Raw genomic sequence first — 24,570 nt, forward strand, 5'->3', positions numbered from 1 at the left:
GCGTAGTGGGTGTGTTGTGATAGAAGAGCTTTTACCGTTTTACGAAAAACAACTACAAGAATTTGGTCAGCAATCTCGTGAATTTTCACAAAAATATCCGAAAATTGCTCAGCGTTTATCTTTAAATCAAGAGCAAATTGATGATCCGCATATTGAGCGTCTTATACAGGCGTTTTCATTAATTGCTGCCCGCATTGATAAAAAGCTTGCTGATAGTTATGACGTATTTACGCGCTCTCTATTTGAGGTGATGTTCCCTCAATACTTACGTCACTTTCCTGCTTGTTCGGTGGTAAGTTTCGAAGATATAAATAAGATAAAACAGCTCACAGAAGCGCATATTGTTCCTGCACACACCGTCTTAAAGTCGCGTAGTTTTAAAGGGGTTCAATGTGAGTTTAATACGACGCAAGAAGTCAAATTACTCCCGATAAGTTTGCAAGCGCTAGAGTTTAAAAGCACACCTAGTGCACATATGCATTTAAGTCAAAATGCGACTTTAAATTTTAAATTCGAAATTTTTAACAATGCTCATTTGTGTTTAAAAGATGAAAAACTACCTATTTATTTAGATGCAATTTCTAATTTTCCACTTCAAGTACTAGACAGTATTTTTAAGAAGGGGACAACTTTTGCTATTAAAATAGGGCAGAAAGTTGTTGAGCTGAATAAAAATCCATTTGAATTAACTGGCTTTTCAGAGCAAGAAAGTCTATTGCCTCTCGATCAGCATACTCACCATGCTTATCGTTTGCTGATGGAATATTTTTGTTTTCCTGAAAAATTTAATTATCTAAAACTCGATTTAAGTTTTTTAAAGCTTCTATCTTTAGAAGAGAGTGGTTTTGAGCTGCTTATACATTTTAAATTAAATTTAAATGATCAAGCTATAGTCCGAAATTATTCTGAATTAAATATCGCTAATTTTAAATTATTTACTACACCAGTCATTAATTTATTTGAAAAATACGCTGAACCTCAAAAAATTGTACATAAGCAATTAGAATACCCACTGATTACAGACGCACATCATCCTGAGTTTTATCAAGTTTATTCAATCACTGAAATGAATATGGTGCGTGAAAAAACTAGTCACGAAGAGAGCTATGTTCCGGTGCTACCTTTTTTTGCGATGAGTCACTACCACGCTGATAAGGCTCGTTTTTTCTATTCAGTAAACTATCAAAAATTACAGCCTAATTTCGTCGAAATGGGGTATTCAATTATTTCTAAAAATCTAAATCCTTCGTCAACACGTTCGGATTTTATTAGCACAAAATTATTGTGCTCAAATCGTGACTTACCACATGAAGCATTGGGGCAGTCTAATAATATATTGAACCTCAACGATAGTAGTTTGGCTCGCCGTGCGATTGTTTTAAAAAGACCTACAAAACCATATCAATTTGGTCAAAGTCAGAGTGAGCAGTGGCGTGTTATTTCGCACCTTTCATTGAATAGTTTAGCTTTAATGAAAGGTGATGCTGTATCTCATATTAAAGAGTTACTTGCGTTATACAACTTACCATTATCAAAAGAAAATTACCTAATTATTGAATCAATCAAGCACCTTGAATTTTCACTTACTCATAAACTTGTAGATGGAAAGCCATTTCCAATGTTTGTAAGGGGTGTGAAGGCCGAATTGCAAATTGATTCATCTGTATTTAGAGGGCATAGCCTATACATTTTTAGCCAATTGTTAAGTCGTGTTTTTAATTTAAAGGTTCAAATTAATAGTTTCGTTGATTTGGTTGTTAAGGATTATTCATCTCAGCAGGAGTTATACCAATGCAGTCAGAACGTTGGTGGCAAGACTCTTCTATAACAGCTGAGCTCTTTACAAAGCCAAAGTCTTTTGAATTTATCCAAGCAACACGGCTATTAAGACACGATTCAAGTCGCACAGTTGGTACATCTTGGAGTGATCATTTTAAGTTTGAGACATCCTTTAATTTAAATTTTCCTGCTACAGAAATTGAAAATTTAGAATTAACGGACGAGCGGATTTATATCACAAATTTAATTGTTGGTCTTACAGGTATACAAGGTGCTTTACCGTATACGTATACGAACAAGATTAAACAAGCTTCGCGTCAGCAAAGAGCTGAAACTAAAGAGTTTCTGAGCTTATTTAACCATAAGCTTACTGCTCAATATGTAGAGTCGAGCATTACCTATAATTTGCCGATTCGATATGAGATCGAGCATAAAAATGATTATCTCGATATTTTGCATGCGTTGAATGGCTATGTACGGTCGCAACATCAGCAAACAGAGCTTGATGACTATTTTGCAGAGTTTTCTGGATTAATGCAGGGCCAGAATAATACAGTTCATGCATTAAAAACGATGCTGTCGTGTATTTTTAAACATGAAATTACGATCAAAGAGTTCATACAAGAGTCTTTTAAATTGGCGAGTGACCAATTAACAACTTTAGGTGGAACTCAGCCGAGCCTACTTGGTGTTAATACATTTTGTGGCGAAACTATTCAGCAAATTGATGGGAAAATTGAAATTCAAATTGGGCCATTAAAGCGTCAGCAATATCTCAGTTTTTTACCAAATCAAGAATTAAGTTTAAAGCTTAAAAAAATTGTAGAAACTTGGTGCAGTCCAACTTTATCAATAGATCTTCGACTCGTATTGGATGAGTCAGAAATACAACCTATTTGTCTCACTCACCATAATCAGAATGGTTTGGGGCAAGGTTCTTTTCTTATATCACGAGAACCGAAAGTACATAGTCATGAAACTTGCTATAGCCTTATTGGAGAGCGAATATGATTAAAAAAATATTACTCTCGTTCATCGCTATTTTTGCATTAGTTAGTGGATTTATTATTTTCTACTGGCGTGATGTTCAATATAACCCTGATAAGGGTGATTTTTTCCTTTATTTCCTGCTATTACCAGCAATTATTACCTTGGTGATCTTATCCCCATGGTTAGTTTATAGCGCTTATAAAAATTATAAAGAAAAGAAAGAACAAGCTATAAATCAAGATAAAGGTGATGCTAACCAAAAACAAACTGCGGTAACTGATGCACCACTCGAACAGCTAGATTTTAATATTTACTCTTCTTTTGCTGTACATGCACTCGGTGAGAATGAAAGCATTATTGAGCAGCTACAAAACTTTAAAAGCCCAGAGCTGGATGATCAACTGTTAAATTCTTACGGATTGCCTCTTTTATCTTACCGAATTAAAGACTTGGATGAAGATAATCATGAGGAGAGCGAGTATGCATCTCCACGACAAGTTCGTATGATGTCATTAATAAAACAGCAATTAGAACAAAATATAGAAAACTTATATCTTCTTGCAGAGCATTTAAAACGTTCAACTTTATTTTATGAGTCGCAGCAAGCACGTGAATATCATATGCATCCGGCATGGGTTGATCCTGAGTCTGAATATGATGATGTTCAAATGCCGATAGTCGAAGTTTATCGTTTAAATCGCTTAAATCTACATATCCTTCTTTCGGAGGATTTATTACATATCTGGAATGATGAACAAAGTAATGAATTAATTTTAGAGTTTTTTGCTGAGATCGGCATTCCTGCTCAAAAGATCCATATTGAATATCATTTTTTTGGAGAGCAACTGGCTTATCAAGAGCTGATACACCTATTAAAGGGTATTCATAAAAGAGAACACGAGATGTTCTTTTTGCTCGTAGCCGATTCCGAAATTGATCAGGATCTAGTCGATGAAAAGTCTTGGATGATTAAAGATTATATTCCTGCTGAATTTGCAGCAAGCTGTTTACTTGCTGATCCTTTAGTAAAAATTCAAGAATTAGAACCTACAAAAAAACTAAAAGTTGTTGTAGGCCAACAAGATACAGCAAAGCTTTTTACTAATTTTGAATTTCATGACTTACCTCAATATGAAGGTGAGGATCCTTATGTGCTGATATTGTCAGATCAGACGGATATAAAAGTTTCGAAGAAATTGCAGCAATACTTTCTTCAAACACCTGTAGAACCACATCACTATATTTATGTGAAATCTTCATTAGGGCATACCCAACATTTAGCTGATATTTATGGCTTTATGCTGAGTATGCATTTCCCTGAACATATCATTCCTTTTGTCTTTGGTGAAAATACAGTGTCAGCACATACATTTGTGCAAAGTGTCACTGAAAATTCAGAAGATGATGTGATGGTGTTGAATAACTAATTTAAACTTTGGACTTAGAACGAGAATAGAATGCATACAATTTTAGGCTACTTGTGGCAGTACATCACGAATCCTAAAGCAATTATCGCCTTGTCATTGTTCGTGGCATTGATGTCTTCATATACTTCAATTCCTCGTCATATATTCTGGGCTTTAGCAACTGCCTATGCTTTGGGTCTTATTGTTTATGGTATCTATTGGCTTATTCAACGAAGAAAGCATGCTGCTCAGGGCGAAGAGCTAGCTGAAGCAATTGAAAAAGACAATCAAGCTGAATATGGCAAAAATAAAGATAAAGAAGAGCTTCAGCTTGTTAGTCAACAAATGAAAGAATCAATTCAACTGATTCGTAAATCTAAGTTGGGTGATAAAAAAGGGAATGCTGCACTATATGAGCTTCCTTGGTATATGGTTATTGGTAACCCAGCCGCGGGTAAAAGTTCAGCTATTTATAATTCTGGTTTAAAGTTTCCTTTCGAAGAAACGCATCAAAAAATGGTATCTGCTGGTTTAAGCGGTACTCGAAATTGTGATTGGTTTTTCTCTACAGAAGGTATTTTGCTCGATACGGCTGGTCGTTATTCTGTTTATAGCGAAGATCATTCTGAGTGGTTAGGTTTCTTAAATATTTTAAAAAAGAACCGTTCTAAAGCTCCGGTTAATGGTTTGATTTTAATTGTTAGTATTGCTGAGCTAATTAGTCAAAGTCCTGAAAACTCGTTAAAGCTAGCTAAAAATTTACGTGCTCGTATTCAAGATCTAACCGAACGTCTAGAAGTAGTTGTACCTGTTTATTTAGTCTTTTCAAAGATGGACTTGATTGCAGGTTTTACCGAGTTTTTTGAATTTTACGAAGCTCAAGAATATAACCAAGCTTGGGGAGCAACGCTTCCATATGAGCAGAGTTCTTCTCATAACGCGGTAGATTTGTTCGAAAAACATTACACCATTCTTTATGATGGTCTAAAAGGGGTAAGTTCGACTCATTTAAGTCGCCGTCATTCGCAAAATATCTCACCAAGTGTAATGACCTTCCCATTAGAATTTAAAACATTAAAACCAGCTTTAAAAAGCTTTATCGGTACACTTTTTGAAGATAATCCATATCAATTTCAACCTGTTTTCCGTGGATTTTACTTCACAAGTGCTTTACAGGAAGGTGTCATTGAAAGTCCAATGACGGAACAAATTGCACAAGAATTTCAGCTGACTCAAATTGCTCAAAGTGATTTAAAAGATCGTTCAAAAATTACGCCTAACCATGGTTATTTCTTAAATGGTCTATTTTCAGATGTTATTTTAAAAGATAAAGATCTTGTTAAGCAGCATGTAAATACGGGTAGAAAACGTCAACGCTACATTGCATTTATTGGTGCTTTAGCGGGCGTTTCCATTATTCTTGGCGTATGGGTTTGGTCATACCGTAATAACCAACAATTAATTGGTGAAGTTCAAGCAGATCTAAATAAAGTAGTTCAACTAGAAAGAGCTTCTGGTCAGCAATTATCTACTCAATTAGAAGCTTTACTGATTCTTCAAAGACGTCTACAGCAGTTAGATGAGTTTGACGAAAATAGACCACTTAAGTTTAGTTTTGGTTTATATCAGGGCAATGAGCTTCGTGAAAAGTTAAAAGCTGAATATTTAAAAGGTGTTAAGCAAATTGTATTGACACCGACACAGCAAAACATTGCTCAATATTTGCAACGTGTAAAAAATAATGAAGTAACCTTAAAAGCGAATCACACGAATGTTGAAATCAAGCAAACTGCTCAGACTCAACAATATTTAGAACCGTCAGACACAAATCCTCAAGATGCTTATAACGCATTAAAAGCATATTTGATGATGAGTAATCCACAATACATGGATGCTAGTCATCTGAGTGATCAAGTTACGCGTTTCTGGCGTTCTTGGTTGGACGCAAATAAAGGTCAAATGCCACGTGCAGATATGATTCAGGAAGCTGAACAAATCTTGTCGTATGCAATGACTTTAGCGAATGATAAACAGTTCCCAATTTTAGATGCAGATTCGCAAATTGTTGATCAAACACGTCAAGTATTGCTCTCTGTTGTTCGAGGAATGCCAGCGCGTGATCGTGTTTATAACGAAATAAAAATGCGTGCAGCAGTACGTTTCCCAGCATTGACGGTAAGTCAGATTGTGGGTGAAGCAAATAAAAATGTTGTATTAGGCAGTTATGCGTTGCCTGGCGTATTTACCCAAAAGGCATGGAATGACTATGTAGAAAAAGCGATTGAAGAAGCCGCAGATAAGCCAACAGATAGTAAAGATTGGGTGTTAAATAGTCGTCAATCTGATGATTTAACTTTCTCTGGCAGCCCAGAGCAAATTAGAAAGCAACTGACAGCACTCTATAAGCAAGAATACATTGCGGAATGGAGAAAATTCTTAAGTGGTATTCATTATGCTAAAGCTGCCCAATTCCCTCAGCAAGTAAAAAATATTGATGTTTTAGGTGAGCCACAGAACTCTCCAATTCGAACCTTAATTGAAAGAGTGGCAATTGAAACAAACTGGGATAATCCAGTTGTACAAGCTGAGTTAGCAGCTCCACAAAAAGGATTTGTTGCATGGTTTAAACGTAAGGTTTTAAATCATGATGATAAGGCTGCTAATCAAGTGGCGACTAATGCTCAGGGCGCTATTTCTCAAGAATACCAAATGTTCTATCAGTTGGTTCGCAAACGCGATGATCAACAAGGTAAATCATTACTTGATGAATATATGACAAATTTAGCCCTTGTTCGTAGTAAGTTTAATGAGCTTAAGAACGCAGGGGAAGTTGGGCCTAATGCGATGACATTAGTCAAACAAACCCTGAATGAGCAAACTTCTGTATTTAACCAAACGCAAAAAATTGTAGATGAAAAAATGGCGGTTGGTTTTAGTGAAATTGATCAGCGATTACTACAAAAATTAGTAGTTAGTCCACTGACACAGGCTTTCGAGAGTTTAATTACACCGACACAAGACGAAATTAATAAATTATGGGTCATGCAGGCGTATCAGCCATTTACAGCAAATCTTGCTAAGAAATATCCATTTAATTCATCAGCTTCTTTGCAGGCGACAAGTAGTGAAATTGGACAAATCTTAGGTGAAAACGGCAGCATTTCTCGTTTTGTAAAAGAAAATCTTGATCCATTTGTGATTCGTCGTGGCTATACATTAACGTCTAAGACATGGAAGGATTTAGGAATTAGTTTAAATCCTCAATTCGTCATGAATTTCCAAAGATACGTTACGCCATCTAATGGTATGGCAACAGGTGAGTTAAATAGTCAAGCTCCTGCTGCGCCTGCAACTAATCAATCTAACTTCCAGTTCTACCCAATTCCAAATCCACAATTGCTTTCATATACCGTGGATATTGATGGTCAGCGCATGACTTATGAGAACGGTGTGCAACAGTGGGTGAACTTCATTTGGCCAAATCAAGGCAGTATTCCAGGTGCTCGAATTACCGCTGTAGATTTACAAGGTCAAACGCATACGATTTTTGATGAGCCAGGTGAATACGGTATTAACCGCTTAATTGATAGTGCTCAGCGTAAAGAACAAAATGGCGGATTTGAAATGCTTTGGCGTAGTAAAACTGATCCATCATTAGTTTTAAAAATGAATTTCCGTCTGATCAGTAGTAATTCAGGCAGTATTGGTTCAAGCCGTGGTTATGCGGGTATGCAACTAGTGGATAAAGTCACTGCGGATAAAGCTGCTCGTGTAGTGTCTGCTCAGCAGGCGCCAGCTCAAGCAGCTGCTCCAGCAAAAACAGAAAATCCTGTTTCAGCACTTGCTCAGCCTTCTGTGGGAGTTAAACCATGACATGGAAAATAACCTCTATGCGAAAGGAGGAGCAATAATGCAGACATTAAAAACAACTCCTTTGTATTACGGCAAAAGTCCTGCACGAGGCGACTTTTTAAAAACAAAAGGTCAGAATGCTTTAATACAGTTGCTTGATCAGTGGATTACTGAAGCATTGGAATATGCAATGCAATCGGGCAGCTTTAAAGAAGCTTATAACACGTTGCCTTCGCTCGACTTCTTTATTGCGAATCCGAAAGAAAATATGTTTTTAGCGGCGAACCTTCTTGCAAGTGAAGATAGTTCGGGTCGATCTTTTCCAATGGTACTCAGCCATTTATTAGAAATTGATTTACCGTATGATAATTTGCTATATGCACCATATAGCTATAAGCATGTACTCGTTGATTTATTCCAAAACAATCGTACTTTAAAAGGAATTAAAGATTCAGATCTGTTACTTGGAAAATTAGGTCACTTACAAAATCAAATTCAGGTTTTAACTGAACGCGAGTGTGTGGGTTTCTATGAAAATCATACGATGCACTCATTTGCTCAATTAATGAAACTCAGTATTTATGAGTTAGCGCAAAGTATGATTGGGTTGGGGTTATTACTTCAGCCAATTTTACAAAATGGAACCAGTCGCTTAAATAAAGTTTTAATTTTGCCTATTAATAATCCTGCTTACAGTTATGAAATAGCAGCCTTTTGGGTCAGTATTATTTGTCGCTTTTTAAAGGAACATAATACTGAGGTGTTGATAGGTTTGTTACATCGAGAACAACCCGTATTATTCTTCGGTTTTCAAGGGGCTGATATTTTAGCCCTGAGCGATATTTTTACTCAGAATATGGATAGTAAACATTGGGTTTCTTTAATAGAAGCTCAGTGGATTGATACTTATTTGGAGCAGAATGCTGGTTTAGCTACGCTAGAACAATCATTATGCCAACGCCAATTAAGTTTAAATCAAGGCTTAAAACTATTTAGACAGACTTTTTTGGGTGAATAATAATGAATCAACGAAATCAAACTAAACTTACACAGCTCATAAAAGGCTGTTTTATCTATGCAATAGCTAATTATGCTTTGGCTCAGCCTATTGTTGTAGAGGGTGTGGTTCCAAATGAGGCGAGTAAACAGGCCATCTTATTAAAAATGCAATCTGTTTATGGTGCTGATCAGGTTGTAGATAAAATACAAGTGAGACCTGTAGCTGCTCCAAATGGATGGAGTGATTCTGTTACGCGAGTTATTACACCTGACTTAAAAAAAGTTTCACAAGGTAAATTAAGCGTAAATGGTACTCGATTTGAGCTAAGTGGGAAAATGCTGAATCCAGCAGATATTCAACCTACCATTCAATCTTTTCAAGGGTTAGTACAGCCACCATATCAACTGTATTCACAGTTATCAGTCAATCAGGCTGAGCAAAAAATCATTGATGACGCACTTAAAAATCGAATTATTGAGTTTGAATCTGGTAGTGCAGTTTTAACTGATGCGGGTCAAAAAATTCTAGACGAGATGGCTGTTGCCTTGAATAAAGTAGGCGGCAAAAAAGTCAAAATCGTAGGACATACAGATAGTTCAGGTGATGCGACTAAAAACTTGAAACTTAGTCAAGATCGTGCGCTAGCAGTAAAAAACTATTTGATTAGTAAAAGTATTCCTGCCGACCATTTATCTGCCGAAGGTTTAGGTTCATCTAAGCCTGTTGCAGATAATACTTCTCCAGAAGGCAGAAAGAAAAACCGTCGAATTGAGTTTACTGTTCTATAAATATAAGGAGAAGAACATGGCTAGCCCTTACATTACGATTGGATGCCCAACAACTGGTGGAGGGCAAGTCATTTCAGGAAACAGTACATTTTTAATTGATGGAATTGCAATTGCCTGTGTAGGAGACAAGGCGACTTGTCCGTTACACAAAATAGTTGCAACGATTGTATCGGGAGATCCGAATATGCTTGTCATGGGTAAATCAGCAGCGCGTGTAAATGATTCATTATCATGCGGCTGTAAATTATTGCCAAAACAGAGTTTAGTTAATCAAGGATAAGGGTAGAGATATTTTTATATAGATATAAATATCTACTAAAACATATTAACGCTTGAAATGATGAGTAGTTTGTCTGATAAAGCTGAATTTTGTTAATATACAGGCATTATGATTTTAAGCATTAAATTATTTAAAAATATTGAGAGTAATGATGAGTAATTTAAAAATTTTAATTACAAAACTTTCTACAGTTGCGCGAACTGCTTTAGAAAAATCGGCTAATGCTTGTGTTATTCAACAAAATTACGAAATTGAAATTGAGCATTTATTCTTAGAGTTACTTAATCAAACTTTAGAGAATGATTTAAAGATTTTATTAAAGAAATATAAAATTTCATCTGAAGCTTTAGCTGATGATTTAAAAGAAACAATTTCTCAATTACCGAAAGGTAATTCACGAACTCCTATTTTTGCTAAATCTATTGTTCGTTTGTTTGAACAAGCATGGTTATTGGCTTCGGCTGAGCAAAATCCGATTATTCGTAGTGGTCATCTATTAGTTGCCTTATTAACTGCGCCTGATTTATATCAAATTGCGACTCGAGCTTCGAGTTTATTTGATCTCTTGCCAATTGACTCAATGAAACATAAGTTTCTTGAAATTTGTGAGAAGAGTGTTGAGCAACAAGATGAAACGAAAACACTTTCTAGTGAAGCTGAGCCAACAGACGCAACTGTAGCAAATACCAAAGTAGCTAAAACACCTGCGCTTGATCAATATACGATTAATCTCACTGAAAAAGCGAAAAAAGGCGGTATAGATCCAGTTATTGGGCGTGAATATGAAATTCGCCTAATGCTCGATATTTTAATGCGTAGACGCCAAAACAACCCGATCTTAACTGGAGAGCCAGGCGTTGGTAAAACAGCTGTGGTCGAAGGTTTAGCTTTAAAAATTGCTCAAGGTTTAGTGCCAAACGCCCTTAAGAATGTCCATTTACATGTGCTTGATATGGGACTTTTACAGGCGGGAGCAAGTGTTAAAGGCGAATTTGAAAATCGTCTAAAACAAGTGATTCAAGAGGTTCAAGCTTCTGCTCATCCTATTATTTTATTTATTGATGAAGCGCATACTTTAATTGGTGCAGGTGGACAAGCTGGGCAAAATGATGCTGCAAATCTTTTAAAACCAGCACTTGCACGTGGTGAGTTGCGTACTATTGCTGCGACAACTTGGGCAGAATATAAACAATATTTTGAAAAAGATGCTGCATTGAGTCGACGTTTTCAGGTAGTAAAAGTAGAAGAGCCAACCGAAGAAGTTGCCGTAGATATGTTGCGCGCGATGATTCCTGTCATGCAGCAGCATTTTAAATTACAAATTGATGATGAGGCGATTGTTACAGCGGTTCACTCTTCACATCGATATATTAGTGGTCGTCAACTTCCGGATAAAGCAGTTAGTGTTCTTGATACGGCAGCAGCACGTGTTGCGTTGACCCAAAATGCCCAACCTGTAAAGCTTGATCAGTTAAAGGCTCAAGAGCACAACTTAAAGCTTGAACAGCAAATTTTAGAAAATGAACATCGTCAGATTCCAATTCATCATGAACGATTAGAAACTTTAAAAGCTAATTTAGAATCTTTGCAAAAAGAGATTCATGAAACTGAAGAGCAGTGGAAAAAAGAATTAGAACTTGTTCATAAAATTCAGGAATTAGAAGTACAGAATCATTCTAATGAATCTGAAGCTTATGATCAGATTAATTTACTGCGTAAAGATCTTGCTGAAATTCAAGGCCAGCAACCATTAGTATTTGAAAGAGTAAATTCTCAAATCATTAATGAAATTATTTCTGATTGGACCGGAATTCCTGTTGGAAAAATGGTTAATGATGAAATTAAACAGATATTAACGCTTGAAGATAAATTGGGCGAGCGTGTAATGGGGCAAGATTATGCACTTACACAATTAGTTCAAGGCATTAAAACTTCAAAAGCAAGACTTGAAGATCCTAATAAGCCACAAGGTGTATTTCTTTTGGTCGGGCCAAGTGGTGTTGGTAAAACTGAAACTGCACTAACTTTGGCAAATGAATTATATGGCGGTGAGCAGCATTTAATCACCATCAATATGTCTGAATATCAAGAAGCACATACTGTATCTTCGCTTAAAGGTGCACCTCCTGGATATGTGGGATATGGTCAAGGTGGTGTTTTAACAGAAGCTGTTCGTCGCAACCCTTACAGTGTTGTGTTGCTTGATGAAATTGAAAAAGCTCATAGTGATGTTCAGGAACTGTTCTATCAAGTATTTGATAAAGGCACTTTAGAAGATGGTGAAGGACGAGTAATTGACTTTAAAAACACTACTATTTTGTTGACTTCAAATGCTGGCTCAAGCGCGATTATGCAAGCTTGCTTAAATACACCAGTCGAAGACTGGCCGACAGCTGAAGAGTTGATTGACCACTTAAAACCAAGTTTATATAAGCAATTCAAGCCTGCATTTTTAGGTCGAATGAGAGTTGTGCCATATTTCCCATTGCATGACGATCTACTTGTACGAATTATTAAACATAAATTAGGCAAGATCACAGCAAGAATTGAAAAACAATACGGTACACAAGTCCAGTATTCTGAAGATTTGGTAGAGCTACTTTTGAGTCGCTGTACAGAAGTCGATAGTGGTGCACGTAATGTTGATAATATTTTAAATTCTACGGTGTTACCTGCATTGGCTACAGAAATTTTAGTGGCTTTAGCAGAGCAAAAGTTGCCAAAAGTTATCATGATTGATGCTAAAGATGACGAAATTCAATATTTACTAGATCCAGTTGCGAAAGCTGCTAAAAAAAGGACCAGTAAAAAGTTGAAGTCAGAAGTTTAAATTGAATAGAGCTAAAATTAGATGAATATTGATATTTCTGAACTCCTTGAACCCATTAGCGATAGCTTACCTTGTGGTGATGACTTTTCATTTTCTAATGAATTTCATGAAATCAAAAAGGCGAAAACACAAGATGATCTATTGCTAGATCAAGGCGATTGGGTTGCTGAGCGAAAACAAGCCGACTGGGATTTTGTATCAAATAAAACGAGTGTTTTGCTAAAAGAGAATACTAAAGATATTCGTCTATTAACTTGGCTCTTAGAAGCTTGGACTCATCTTTATGGTTTTGAGGGTATGGCGAAAGGCTTAACTTTAAGCCATATCATGCTTAATCAATACTGGCAGGAAATTCATCCTGTTATTGAAGATGATGACTTAGATCAACGCATTGGTTTATTACAGGGTTTAATTAATCAGTTGCCTGGCTTGTTGAAGAAAGTCTCTTTAACCAATACAGTGCCTTATTACAATTTGCTTGATTATGATAATTTTCTATATCACGAGAACATTCGTCGTAAGCAAACTGAAGAGTACGATAGTCAGTCGGGACCATCGGAGTTAGAGCAGTTCGATCAAGCTATTTTTAATACGTCTAAAACTTTTCAATATTCTAATTATCAAGATTTTAGCTCAGTGTTAACTGAGTGGGATGTTTTAAAGCAAACCCTTGACCATTTAATGGGACTCGACTCACCAAGTTTTGGTGCAATTGATTCAGCATTTGAAACCATTCACAGCACATTACGCAAGATTTATAAAGCAGAAGCTTTTGGTACTGGACTTACGCCAGTCCAAGAGCAGGCGGCTGTCATCACGAGTTCATCTATGGAAAATCAAGTGCCTGTACAAGTTGTTTCAGAACAGCCTGCTTTTCAGCCTCAAGCTCAAACACATTTGGCGAATCGTGAGCAAGCAATGAAAGTTCTGCAAGAAATCGCAGATTACTTTCAGGCAAATGAGCCTCATAGTCCTGTGAGTTATATGCTTCAAAAAACCATTAAATGGAGTCAAATGCCGTTACATGAATGGCTAGCGCAAGTCATTAAAGATGAGCATCCATTACAAATGGTTCAGGAAATGTTAGGTGTGCAGCCTAAAAATGAATACGAATAAAGATTGGTAAAGACATATGTTTAAAGCTGAAAAAGTCCTTTGGGGCGAAGGTTTATTTTTAAGACCTCAACATTTCCAAATTCAAGATACCTATCATGAACAACGCTTGAATCATACGGTTCGTGCGGTCGTACCTTTTTCGTATGGTATTCAAAAATTAAGTTTCGATGAGGCTCAATTGAGCACACATATTCTTGCTCTTGAGTCTGTAGAGATGATCTGGCAAGACGGTGAAATTTATCAGGCGCCTGCATATGATCTATTGCCTGAGCCAATTTTATTGGATGATCTCAATTTACGTGGTGAGATGCTAATTTATTTAGCATTGCCACTCTTACAAGCAAATAAGCAAAATCTAATTGATCAAAACCAAGCGCAAAAGGGCAGATATCAATCTCATCTTGTCGAAACGCACGATCTATTTACGAATGCTACTGAAGCAGATATTAGTTTGCTACGCCGCCGTGCTGTTTTTAAATTATTAGATGTACATAGTAATCCAGACCATAATCTGGATGGTTTCTTATATCTGCCGATTGGGAAGATTAAACGTCAAAGTTCGGGTGCTTTTGAAATTGACCGAAAGTTTATTCCACCAATTTTGCATGTGGATGCATCTGAAACACTCATTTCAAATTTAAAAAGAACACTGAACGTTATTAAGGCAAAAATTAAGACGATTCAAACCAATAACCGAGAAAATGAACAGAAATTAATTGAATTCCGTTCAGGTGATATCGTTTCGTTCTGGTTAGTAAATGCGTTAAATACAGCTCATTCTGGTCTAAATCATTTTGTGCAATATCCACAAATTCATCCAGAGCGTTTGTTCTTCGAATTATTGCGTTTAGCAGGTTCATTATTAACTTTCTCGACGGCCTATGATGTCGATCAGTTGCCTGCCTATAAACACCATAATTTACAAGAAAGTTTTTCGCAGTTAGACACGATTCTACGTGATTTGCTCGATACGATTATTTCGAGTCGTTATATCAGCATTGCGCTTAAAGAGATCCGACCTTCATATTGGGTGGGAAGTCTTGAGACCGATAAGATTACTCGAGATACTCGACTTTATATTGCTGTATCAAGTAGCGCAATGCAGACACATGAGTTAATCCAGATTGTGCCTTTACGATTCAAGATCGGTAGCACTTTAGATGTAGAACAACGTGTAGTTGCGGCATTGCCTGCGATTCCATTGCATCACTTAATTCAAGTTCCAACTGCGATACCGGTACGTTCTGGTGTGAGCTATTTCGAAATTGAACCACATCATGAGCTTTATCAGCGCATGTTAGATTCGGAAACGATTTGTATTTATGTTCCGGCTGGTTTCCAAGATATCAGTATTGAACTGATTGCGGTCATGAACGCTTAAGGGTAAAGGAGAGAAAAATGTCACAATCCACAGGCGCTCCTTCTTTATTTGATGATGGGCAAATTGGAACGGGCGGGAATAATAGTAGCCAGTCTCAAGCAAAATTACAGGCAATCAATCTTATTGATTTATTGCATGATGGCTTTTATTTGGTTTTTTTAATTCGAAATCAGTATGTGCCAGCAGACGCTCAACAGTTTCGTGAAAAAATCTTAAATTTACTCAATCAATTTGAGCAACAAGCCAAAAAGTTACAATTTTCAGCCGATGATATTCATGATGCTAAATATGCATTCTGTGCTTTGATTGATGAAACGATCGTAACGCAACAAGACCCAAGTTATTTTAATTTGCAAAATGCTTGGTTAATTAGCCCGTTACAATTGAGCTTGTTTGGTTCTCAGTTAGCCGGTTATCGTTTCTTTGAAATATTGGAACAATTACGTAGCCGTGGAAAAGAGCGTCTAGCTGCTTTAGAGGTATTTCATTACTGCCTTTTATTAGGTTTTCAGGGTAAGTACCGAATCGAATCTACGGAAAGTCTCAACCATTTAGTATCAAGAGTCGGTGACGAAATTGACTATTTGAAAGGAAAAAAAGTTGCCTTTTCGCCGTTCTCGGCCATTCCCGATCAGATACGAAATATTATTCATCGCGAAGTACCTTTCTTTTGGATTTTGATCTTTTTATTGATTTTTGCATTGCTTACCTTTGCAGGGCTAAGATTTGTGCTGAATAATCAAAATGATAAAGCATTATCTAATTATCAAAATGTGATTTCTGCTCCTCAAGAGCAAGCACATATTACAATTTATTTACCTTGATGATGGTACGAAATGGCTCAGGAAAAACCAACTTCTATTCGAGTTTTACAATCGAATAAAAAAAAGCCGAAATCACCAATACTTTATATTGTCATTGGTGTTATTGCCGGGGTGTTTGTCAGCATCTCGCTATTCCTGTTCTTGTCTCAACCGCATTCGTCAGAATCAACAGCAATTGAGAGTAAATCAACAGAAGAACAGATTTTAAATCAAGAAACTACTCATTCTTCTGATGAACAAAATCAGGTTGCTGTCAGTCAAGACAACGAAACAGATTCAATGAGCCGTGATGGCTTTGAACAACCTAAAGATAATGAATTAAGTAATATCTTTAAACCTGCTCAGCATAAGCCTGCTACTGTCAATCAACAGCGAGTTTCTCCATTTGATGAACAGCTCACGGGTGAAAAGAAAGTTCAGGTTGTGCCTCAACTACAGACGAGCGTAGCTAAAACGACTCAACCGAAGGTACAGCCAACTCAGCAAAAGCCAGTGAGTAAACCGCAGCAACAACAAGCGGCACAGGCTAAACCTGTTGTTGAGAGTAAAGCTCCAGCCGAACCCGAAGCTGAGGTTGAACCACCTAAAGCATCGGTAGATATTAAAATTACACGAAGTCCTTTTGCTGTGAATTAATGAACAAATGATGATTTTTCTCATTTTCTTTTGCTTTACATGCTTAGCAATTGGTTTAGCGTTTTTAATGTCTTATGAGCTAAGGACGAGAAGCAAAGATTTTGTTTTGTCATTACTGCCGCAAGGCCGTAAACAGCTTAATCAGGTTAGACAATTTGCTCAAACAATGAATCAGGCGGCTGCGCCTGAAAAGCTGCAATCCCATTGGCATTTACAGCAGTGGTGGATTGTTATTGCAGGATTTTTCTTGTTTGCCAGTATATTAGTTTTTGCTTTTACTCGACCTATTAGCTCAACTCGAATTGAAGCTGAATATCTCAAAAAAACAGATCCTCAAATCTACGCGCTTTTGAACGGTGAAATACTATCACCGCCACCAGAAGTGGATGAAAGCTTAATTGAGGCTGCAATTGTAGAGGCTACACAATTAGAGCAACAATATTCTGCTCAAAATAGTGGAACCATTAATTCTTCACCTATTGATAATACAAGTTTTGATGGGCGAGCTATTTTAGATACCAGTTTAGTAGATCGTAAATGGAGCAAAATGAACCCTCGTTATAAGCAGCGTTTACTCATGGTTTTTAAAATCATGAAAGAACAATATGGCTATGAGTTGGTTCTATTAGAGGGATATCGTAGTCCTGTACGTCAGAATATGTTGGCAGGTAATCCGAACACGACAAAAGCAAAAGGGTATCAGAGTTATCATCAGTTTGGTCTGGCAGCAGATGTCGCCTTTAAACGAAATGGAAAAGTGGTTATTTCTGAAAGAGACCCTTGGGCTATGCAAGGCTACCGTTTATATGGGCAAGTTGCTGAATCGGTTGGGCTTACCTGGGGGGGACGTTGGAAATCTATTCAAGATTATGGCCATACCGAGTTCCGTATGCCGGGGTTAAGAAAGACACAGGAAATGGCAGAAAAACTTATTGCTGAAAGTTTGAATGATGTAAGTTAAACATTTATTGATGATTGAAAACGTTCTTGTAAAACAGTTGTCATCTTGTCTACAAGCTGGGAAATGATCCCAGCTTTTTCCCATGTATAAATTGAAACAACCATAGGTGGGACAGTCCCTAATGAATCATATCGACGTACTCGACGTCCGCGGGTTGTTGCCACAGGCAGTAAAGATAATCCTAAGCCAGTTTCAACACTAACTAACACGCTTTCTAGGCTACTACCCGTAAAGGCAATATACCAACGTCGCCGTTCACGCTCTAACGTTGCGAACATCTCATCCCGATAAAGTCCGCCTTGAGGAAAGGTCACTAAACTCATGGGATCAGACCATGTAGTTGTTGAATTCTCGCTTTCAAACCATGCCATTTCTTCTGGGAATGTAGCGTGGTGATCAGCACTGGCCGCAGGTTCTTTGACAATAATAATATCGAATTCACCATTCCGATAACGTTCTGTTAAGTTGCGGCTTAAGCCAGAGGTTACGTCTAAACGAATGGAACGATGCTCTTTGGCAAATATACCAAAAACTTCAGCCATTGCTGGACTCATCATATCTTCTGGTAAACCAATACGAATAGGAATACTTCCTGCCGGATCTTTAAGCAGTGCTTCAGCTTCTTGTTGAAGGGTCAAAATCCTTTGCGCATAACCAATCAGATATTCTCCAGACACCGTCAATTTGAAAGGTCGTGCTGTTCGATCTATAAGCGCATGTCCTACTGATTCTTCAAGGCGAGCTAACTGCTGACTAATCGTTGATTGAGTCAAATGTAATTGATCGGCAGCTGCGCTAAAACTGCCAGTTTCAAAAATAGTGACGAAAGCACGTAAAAGGCGAGGATCAAACATTATTAGGCACTACCAAGCTTAAAAGCCGATGAAATAAGTATTTATAATCTTAATACTATCGATTAAATAATTTAATTTCCAAATACTTTTTGTGAAGCTTATTCTAATTGCAAAATGTTTTGCCATAAGTTTTTATTGGGAGGCCACCATGCGTAAGTCACTGTTATGGATGAATCTGATCGTCACACTGGGGGCTTTGGGCTTTACAAATATGACGAACGCAATGGGTGAGTATCCTTTACATCAGGCAGTGATAAATAATGACACTCAATCTCTCAAACAGATTTTATCTCAAAAGACCTTAATTGATGAGCGAGATGAAACTGGTTCAACTGCTTTGATGGTCGCAACAAGAGCAAATAATGTACATGCTGCTCATATGCTGATAGAGGCAGGCGCTGATGTAAATGCAAAAGACAATATTCAAGACAGTCCATATTTATATGCTGGTGCACAGGGATATTTAAAAATTCTAAGAATGACACTCATGCATGGTGCGGATTTAAAAAGTATTAACCGTTACGGTGGGACAGCGCTCATTCCAGCAGCGGAACGAGGCCATGTCGAAACAGTTCGTACATTAATTGCCGCTGGTGTAGATGTTAATCATGTCAATAATTTGGGGTGGACGGCATTACTTGAGGCCATCATTTTGGGAAATGGAGAACCCAAATATCAACACATTGTAGAGCTTTTATTAAAAGCAGGTGCTGATCCGCACTTGGCTGATAAAGACGGCCTAACTCCCTTACAACATGCGCGTTCACGAGGATACCGCGAAATTGAAAAAAGACTTTTTGCAGCTGGTGCAAAATAGAAAGTGAGAGTATTTAATGGAAAAAGGTGAACAGTTTTTACGTAAAGCGATTGAACTTGCCTATAACAATATTGAAAAAGGTGGCAGGCCATTTGGCGCTGTGATTGTAAAGAATGGAGAAGTTATTGCTTCAGGCGTAAATCAGATTCTGACAACGAATGACCCAACTGCACATGCTGAATTACTGGCGATTCGTTCAGCCAGTCAAATTTTAGGATCTGCCAACCTAGAAGGCTGCTCTGTGTATGCAAGTGGACACCCATGCCCAATGTGTATGGCAGCAATGCGTTTAGCCGGTATAAAGTCGGTGAGCTATGCTTATTCTAATGAAGACGGAACACCATTTGGTCTGTCTACAGCCGAAATATATATTGAGCTTGCGAAGCCGTTTGCTGAGCAATCAATGAAAATTCAATATATACCGATCAGAGTTGAAAACCGCACTGATCTTTATATGCATTGGAAGAATTATCAAGCCAATCATTCAGGCTCAGAATAATGAAACAGTCTGGCGTTTTTTTGACTCGTCCCATGCTTGTTGTAACGGTAGCTTTGGTGGGCCTTAATTTAAGACCATTTATCACAAGTATTGGTCCATTGATTGCCAATATTCGAACAGCTACTGGCTTAAGCCTACAAGGTGTAGCATTGCTCACTTTGCTACCGATGATGCTTATGGGAATCGTTGCATTTGTTGGACCAATATTGCAAAACTTTGTCGGTGAACGAAAGGCTATTCTTGGTGCATTGCTGAGTATTTGTGCGGGATGTGCTTTCCGATTTTTATTTCCTACTGCCGAAGGATTAATTCTTAGTGCCATAGTGATTGGATTCGGAGTCGCGATGATACAAGCGGCATTTCCTGGCATGATTAAACGAGAATTTAGCCAACATATTGGTCCGATGATGGGTCTTTACTCAGCCATGCTTATGGGAGGTGGTGCCTTAGGAGCATGGTTAGCGCCTGTAGTTTCAAATATAACGGGTTTATGGTCTATTGGACTATCTTTTTTTGCTATTCCAGCTTTATTTGCATTTATATTGGCGCTGGTTTTTTTACCTACAAAAGCTAGCTCATCTATTCATCGTGCGCCTGTAAGAAAGTTATTAAAGCAACCTCGAACTTGGTTATTAATGGCTTGCTTTGGGCTTGTAAATGGTGGCTACTCATCAGTCGTAGCTTGGTTAGCGCCTTCTTTTCAAGATCACGGTTGGAGCGCAGCACAAAGTGGGAAATTACTTGCTCTTCTGGCCTTGAGCCAAGCAGTTTCAGCACTCATTTTGCCTATTTTAGCTAGGAAATATAAAGACCGACGTCCATGGCTATGGTTTACGTTAGTAATGCAAATGGTTAGTTTTTCAGGAATGGCTTTTATGCCTGAGTTCGCCGCTATTCTTTGGGCAATTTGTTTGGGCGCGGGTTTGGGAGGATGTTTTGCATTAACGCTTATAGTTGCATTAGACCATTTTGATGAACCCATTCATGCAGGTGCTTTATCTGCACTGATGCAAGGTGGTGGTTTTTTACTGGCAGCAATCCCGCCGTGGATTATTGCAATTTTGCATGATCTTACGGGGGCTTACAAAGCAGGATGGCTTTTTCACTTAGCCAGTGTGGCATTGGTTGTTATTTTAGTGATTAGATTGGCTCCCAAAAGTTATTTAAAAATGAGTCTGTAAAATGTTGAGTTGGCCGAGATTCTTTTTATAAAGAATTACTGATGCTAAAGCACAAGCAAATTAGGAAATAGTGATAGGATAGAACTGAAATTTTTCTGCTTCTAAATGAATACAACAATATTTGATTTCTATGACTTCTTCTTTAAAACAGCTCACTTTATCTAATCAAGGCTTAGGAAAAACCAGTCGATTTGCAAAAGGTCTAGATGGCACTTTACAGGCTATTGAGCATTTAGGGTATGTACAGATTGATACCATATCGGTTGTAGAGCGAGCTCATCACCATATATTGTGGAGCCGAGTGCCAGACTATGATTTAAATCATTTAAATAATTTGGTTCGTGAGCGCCAGATTTTTGAATATTGGTATCATGCTGCGTCTTATCTTCCTATGAAAGATTATCGCTATGCGCTGCCTGCCATGATGTCTGTCAGGAACGGAGAAAGTCGTTATTTCAATAGAGGTGATCAGCACCTTATGAATGAAATATTGGCGCGTGTTCGTGCCGAAGGTAAAATTCGACTGCGAGACATTGATAAGAATAATAAGAAAAGTTTGGGAAATTGGTGGAATACAGGTCCAGGTCGCCGTGCTTTTGAGCAGTTATATATGCAGGGTGACTTGATGATCTGTGAGCGTAATGGAATGGAAAAAGTCTATGATTTGACTGAGCGTTGCCTACCTGAAAATATTGATTTAAGAATGCCCACGCTTTATGAATATGCGCAGTATTTATTTAATAATACGCTTCGAGCACATGGAGCATTTACATGGAAGCAATTAGTTCATTTAAAGAAAAATGATTTAAAAGAGACTATGCGTGTTGTGCTAAAAGAGCAGGTTGATGCTGGTGTTGTATCAGTGGTTAAACTTGCTGACGGTCAAACCCTATATGTGGATGTAGCTGCAATAGAACAAAAAGTGGAGACTGATTTTGGTTTAAAAATACTTTCGCCTTTTGATAACTCGCTTATTCATCGTGACCGCTTAACTTCTTTATTTGAGTTTGATTACCGGATTGAATGCTATGTACCAGCGGCTAAACGGGTATATGGATATTTCTGTTTACCTATTCTTTATCAAGATGAGTTAGTAGGCCGACTAGATTGTAAAGCTCATCGATCTATCAAAGAATTAGAAGTGATTAGCTTGCATCTAGAAAAAACAATCAAAGATAAAGAGCATTTCTTTTTTGAACTAGATCAAGAGCTTAAACGTTTCGCAGCATTTAACCAATGTTTAACTGTTAATGACAAAGTGATTAAGCTCATTCGTACTAAAATTTAAACACCAAAAGCATTCTAGCTTTTGGTGTTTTTACTTTTTTAGTTCAAAGGCATTCGATATTCAATAATCCCTGGTTTTTGTGCAATCCAGTCATAAAGCTTTTGTGCTGTTACATTGGTTTCTTGAGTATGCCAATATAAACGGTCACAGTTGTGTTCAATTGTTTGCTTCTGCACATATTCAATAAGTTGCTTACCAATGTGTTGTCCACGAACTTCGGGTGAAACATAGAGGTCTTCTAAATAACAATAATTATCTTCTGCCCATGTTGAACGATGAATAACATAATGCACAATTCCCAAAACTTGCTCACCTTGTTTGGCAACAGCACAATAAACGGGTTCATTTTCATTGAAAAAGCGTTCCCAAGTCACTTTTGTGACATGAAGAGGTAAATTTACCTGATAAAAATTTTGATAAGCAAGCCAATATTTTTCCCATTGTGAATAGTCCTGCTGTTGAACTGGGATGATTTGAATATCTTGATTTTGCATAATAATTACACTCTATTTTAAAGTAATGGAAAATGGACAACTAGAGTGTAGTTTTGATAGTGGTATTTTTATAAGGTACACTTTTGATATTTTTTACAGTACCAGTTTGTTATGGCAGCTTCGATTTCGGCATCTTTCCCACATTTGATTTTGCCAAAAGGTCAGATTAAAGATGGGCTATATTCGGCTTTGCGTGATGCTATTTTAGATGGAAGGCTATCTGCCGGAACAAAATTACCCTCAAGTCGTACCCTAGCAGAGATGATGTCAATTTCAAGAAACTCTGTATTGGCAGCTCTTGAACGATTACTTGATGAGGGATATTTATTTACCAAACCAAGTTCGGGGACCTATGTTGCTGAGGTTGTGCCAGATCAGTTAATACATGTTCAAGAAAATTCAAAAAAAACGTCTAAAAATAATCATCAATCCTTAAATATTAATCCGAATATGGAAGCATTATTAACTTCATGGCGAGAGCAGTCGTGGTCAAGTCAAAAGAAAAAAATGTTCCATGTGGGTGTAGGTTGTGTTGATTTATTTCCTCATCAACTTTGGTGGAAGTTATTAAATCAAGCTTGGCGGCAGTCGTATTATCAGCTTGGTCAATTTCACGACCCGCGTGGTTATCTACCTCTACGTCAGGCAATTTGTGAATATGTCCGCTCCACCCGAGGGCTGAACTGCAACGAAGAGCAAATTATTATTGTCAATGGAACGCAGCAAGCTATTCATTTAACGGCCTATGCTTTACTTCAAGCAAATGATGAGGTGTGTTTAGATGAACCAGGTTATGATGCGGCTTTTAACATTTTCCGAAGTTTTGGTGCACAGGTAAATTTAATTGAAAGTGATGAAGAGGGAATGCAAGTCTCTGACATTATTCATCGTTATTCAAAAAGCAAACTGGTCTATACAGCACCTTCACATCAGTTTCCTGTAGGTGGAACCTTAAGTCTCGCCCGCCGTTTTTCGTTACTCGATTGGGCATCTCAACAAGGGAAATGGATTTTTGAAGATGACTATAATAGTGAGTTTCGCTACGGTACACATCCTATTCAAGCTCTACAAGGTTTAGATCAGCAGCAAAGAGTCATTTACTCTGGTACTTTTACCAAAATGATGTTTCCAGAGTTTCGGTTAGGATTCATGGTTGTGCCTGAAGCATTGATCGAAACGTTTAGTGCAGCCAAATACTATACTGATGTTCGAAGTTCTTATTTAGAGCAAGTGGCTTTGTCTCAATTTATACAAAAAGGCCACTATGCTCGGCATGTACGTAAAGTTCGAAAAGCTTGCTATGAGCGCCAACAAGCCTTGATTAAAACTATTGATGAGCATCTTTCAGATGTGCTTAGTGTTCAACCTACAGATTCAGGTATCCATGCAGTGTGCTGGTTAAAAGGTAAGTGGACAGAGCAAGAATTCATTGATCAGTGTTCAGCTCTAAACTTGGCTGTTCAACCACTATCAAGATATTGTCAGATGCCAAACAAAAAGGGCGCGGTACTTTTTGGTTACGCAGCCCATACACCTAATGAAATTATTGAAAAAATTCAAAAAATTGCACAATATTTACAAGAAAAATAATAGC

At 37.6% G+C, this 24,570-nt stretch carries 20 protein-coding genes; 18 read left to right on the forward strand and 2 right to left on the reverse strand.

Annotated features, from left to right (window positions below):
• The first annotated feature begins 16 nt into the window (after positions 1–16).
• From tssF to ODQ17_RS12140, 13 genes are all read left to right on the forward strand, one after another.
• Positions 17–1,828, forward strand: coding sequence for a type VI secretion system baseplate subunit TssF (gene tssF, locus ODQ17_RS12080; RefSeq protein ID WP_322903873.1), 1,812 nt, complete (start codon positions 17–19; stop codon positions 1,826–1,828).
• Positions 1,792–2,790, forward strand: coding sequence for a type VI secretion system baseplate subunit TssG (tssG, locus tag ODQ17_RS12085; protein ID WP_322903874.1), 999 nt, complete (start codon positions 1,792–1,794; stop codon positions 2,788–2,790). The genes tssF and tssG overlap by 37 nt, the downstream gene beginning before the upstream one ends.
• Positions 2,787–4,196, forward strand: a complete 1,410-nt coding sequence (locus ODQ17_RS12090; RefSeq protein ID WP_322903876.1) for a hypothetical protein — start codon at positions 2,787–2,789, stop codon at positions 4,194–4,196. The genes tssG and ODQ17_RS12090 overlap by 4 nt, the downstream gene beginning before the upstream one ends.
• A 30-nt stretch (positions 4,197–4,226) precedes the next feature.
• Positions 4,227–8,048, forward strand: coding sequence for a type VI secretion system membrane subunit TssM (tssM, locus tag ODQ17_RS12095; protein WP_322903878.1), 3,822 nt, complete (start codon positions 4,227–4,229; stop codon positions 8,046–8,048).
• Between the two features lie 37 nt (positions 8,049–8,085).
• Complete coding sequence (gene tagF / locus ODQ17_RS12100; RefSeq protein ID WP_004793188.1) at positions 8,086–9,045, forward strand: type VI secretion system-associated protein TagF; 960 nt, start codon at positions 8,086–8,088, stop codon at positions 9,043–9,045.
• A 2-nt stretch (positions 9,046–9,047) separates the two neighbouring features.
• Positions 9,048–9,815, forward strand: a complete 768-nt coding sequence (locus tag ODQ17_RS12105; RefSeq protein ID WP_005304028.1) for an OmpA family protein — start codon at positions 9,048–9,050, stop codon at positions 9,813–9,815.
• 16 nt (positions 9,816–9,831) lie between these two features.
• On the forward strand, positions 9,832–10,095 hold the full coding sequence (locus ODQ17_RS12110; protein ID WP_005304032.1) for a PAAR domain-containing protein: 264 nt from the start codon (positions 9,832–9,834) through the stop codon (positions 10,093–10,095).
• Positions 10,096–10,243: 148 nt separating this feature from the next.
• On the forward strand, positions 10,244–12,925 hold the full coding sequence (gene tssH, locus ODQ17_RS12115; protein WP_322903882.1) for a type VI secretion system ATPase TssH: 2,682 nt from the start codon (positions 10,244–10,246) through the stop codon (positions 12,923–12,925).
• 21 nt (positions 12,926–12,946) lie between these two features.
• The gene (tssA, locus tag ODQ17_RS12120) at positions 12,947–14,041 is read left to right on the forward strand and encodes a type VI secretion system protein TssA (RefSeq protein ID WP_322903885.1); all 1,095 of its coding nucleotides are present in this window, start codon (positions 12,947–12,949) and stop codon (positions 14,039–14,041) included.
• 16 nt (positions 14,042–14,057) lie between these two features.
• Positions 14,058–15,422, forward strand: a complete 1,365-nt coding sequence (gene tssK / locus ODQ17_RS12125; RefSeq protein WP_322903887.1) for a type VI secretion system baseplate subunit TssK — start codon at positions 14,058–14,060, stop codon at positions 15,420–15,422.
• Between the two features lie 17 nt (positions 15,423–15,439).
• Complete coding sequence (icmH, locus tag ODQ17_RS12130) at positions 15,440–16,246, forward strand: type IVB secretion system protein IcmH/DotU (protein ID WP_322903890.1); 807 nt, start codon at positions 15,440–15,442, stop codon at positions 16,244–16,246.
• 12 nt (positions 16,247–16,258) lie between these two features.
• Positions 16,259–16,882 (forward strand): hypothetical protein, encoded by a 624-nt coding sequence (locus ODQ17_RS12135; protein WP_322903892.1) that lies wholly within the window; start codon positions 16,259–16,261, stop codon positions 16,880–16,882.
• Positions 16,883–16,889: 7 nt separating this feature from the next.
• Positions 16,890–17,843 carry a M15 family metallopeptidase gene (locus tag ODQ17_RS12140; protein ID WP_107880245.1) on the forward strand — a complete coding sequence of 318 codons (954 nt, stop codon included), beginning with the start codon at positions 16,890–16,892 and terminating at the stop codon, positions 17,841–17,843.
• Here the strand turns inward: ODQ17_RS12140 and ODQ17_RS12145 are convergent.
• Entirely contained in the window at positions 17,840–18,697 is an 858-nt protein-coding gene (locus ODQ17_RS12145; RefSeq protein WP_322903895.1) for a LysR family transcriptional regulator, read from the reverse strand. The two genes, ODQ17_RS12140 and ODQ17_RS12145, sit on opposite strands and share 4 nt — an antisense overlap.
• Positions 18,698–18,845: 148 nt before the next feature.
• Between ODQ17_RS12145 and ODQ17_RS12150 the strand changes: the two genes are divergently transcribed.
• The 4 genes from ODQ17_RS12150 to ODQ17_RS12165 all read left to right on the forward strand — a co-directional run bounded on the left by ODQ17_RS12150 (position 18,846) and on the right by ODQ17_RS12165 (position 22,482).
• Entirely contained in the window at positions 18,846–19,514 is a 669-nt protein-coding gene (locus tag ODQ17_RS12150; protein ID WP_322903897.1) for an ankyrin repeat domain-containing protein, read from the forward strand.
• A 16-nt stretch (positions 19,515–19,530) separates the two neighbouring features.
• Positions 19,531–20,013 carry a nucleoside deaminase gene (locus tag ODQ17_RS12155; protein ID WP_322903899.1) on the forward strand — a complete coding sequence of 161 codons (483 nt, stop codon included), beginning with the start codon at positions 19,531–19,533 and terminating at the stop codon, positions 20,011–20,013.
• Entirely contained in the window at positions 20,013–21,194 is a 1,182-nt protein-coding gene (locus tag ODQ17_RS12160; protein ID WP_322903901.1) for a cyanate transporter, read from the forward strand. The genes ODQ17_RS12155 and ODQ17_RS12160 overlap by 1 nt, the downstream gene beginning before the upstream one ends.
• Before the next feature lie 130 nt (positions 21,195–21,324).
• Complete coding sequence (locus tag ODQ17_RS12165; RefSeq protein ID WP_322903903.1) at positions 21,325–22,482, forward strand: winged helix-turn-helix domain-containing protein; 1,158 nt, start codon at positions 21,325–21,327, stop codon at positions 22,480–22,482.
• A gap of 38 nt (positions 22,483–22,520) precedes the next feature.
• On the opposite strand, the gene ODQ17_RS12170 is transcribed toward ODQ17_RS12165, so the two are convergent.
• Positions 22,521–22,976, reverse strand: coding sequence for a GNAT family N-acetyltransferase (locus ODQ17_RS12170; RefSeq protein WP_322903905.1), 456 nt, complete (start codon positions 22,974–22,976; stop codon positions 22,521–22,523).
• Positions 22,977–23,087: 111 nt separating this feature from the next.
• Here ODQ17_RS12170 and pdxR point away from each other — a divergent pair, with 111 nt between their 5' ends.
• Positions 23,088–24,566, forward strand: a complete 1,479-nt coding sequence (pdxR, locus tag ODQ17_RS12175) for a MocR-like pyridoxine biosynthesis transcription factor PdxR (RefSeq protein WP_322903907.1) — start codon at positions 23,088–23,090, stop codon at positions 24,564–24,566.
• Positions 24,567–24,570: the final 4 nt, after the last annotated feature.

The organism is Acinetobacter sp. IRS14 (genome assembly GCF_034650275.1).
Classification (GTDB): Bacteria; Pseudomonadota; Gammaproteobacteria; order Pseudomonadales; family Moraxellaceae; genus Acinetobacter; species Acinetobacter oleivorans.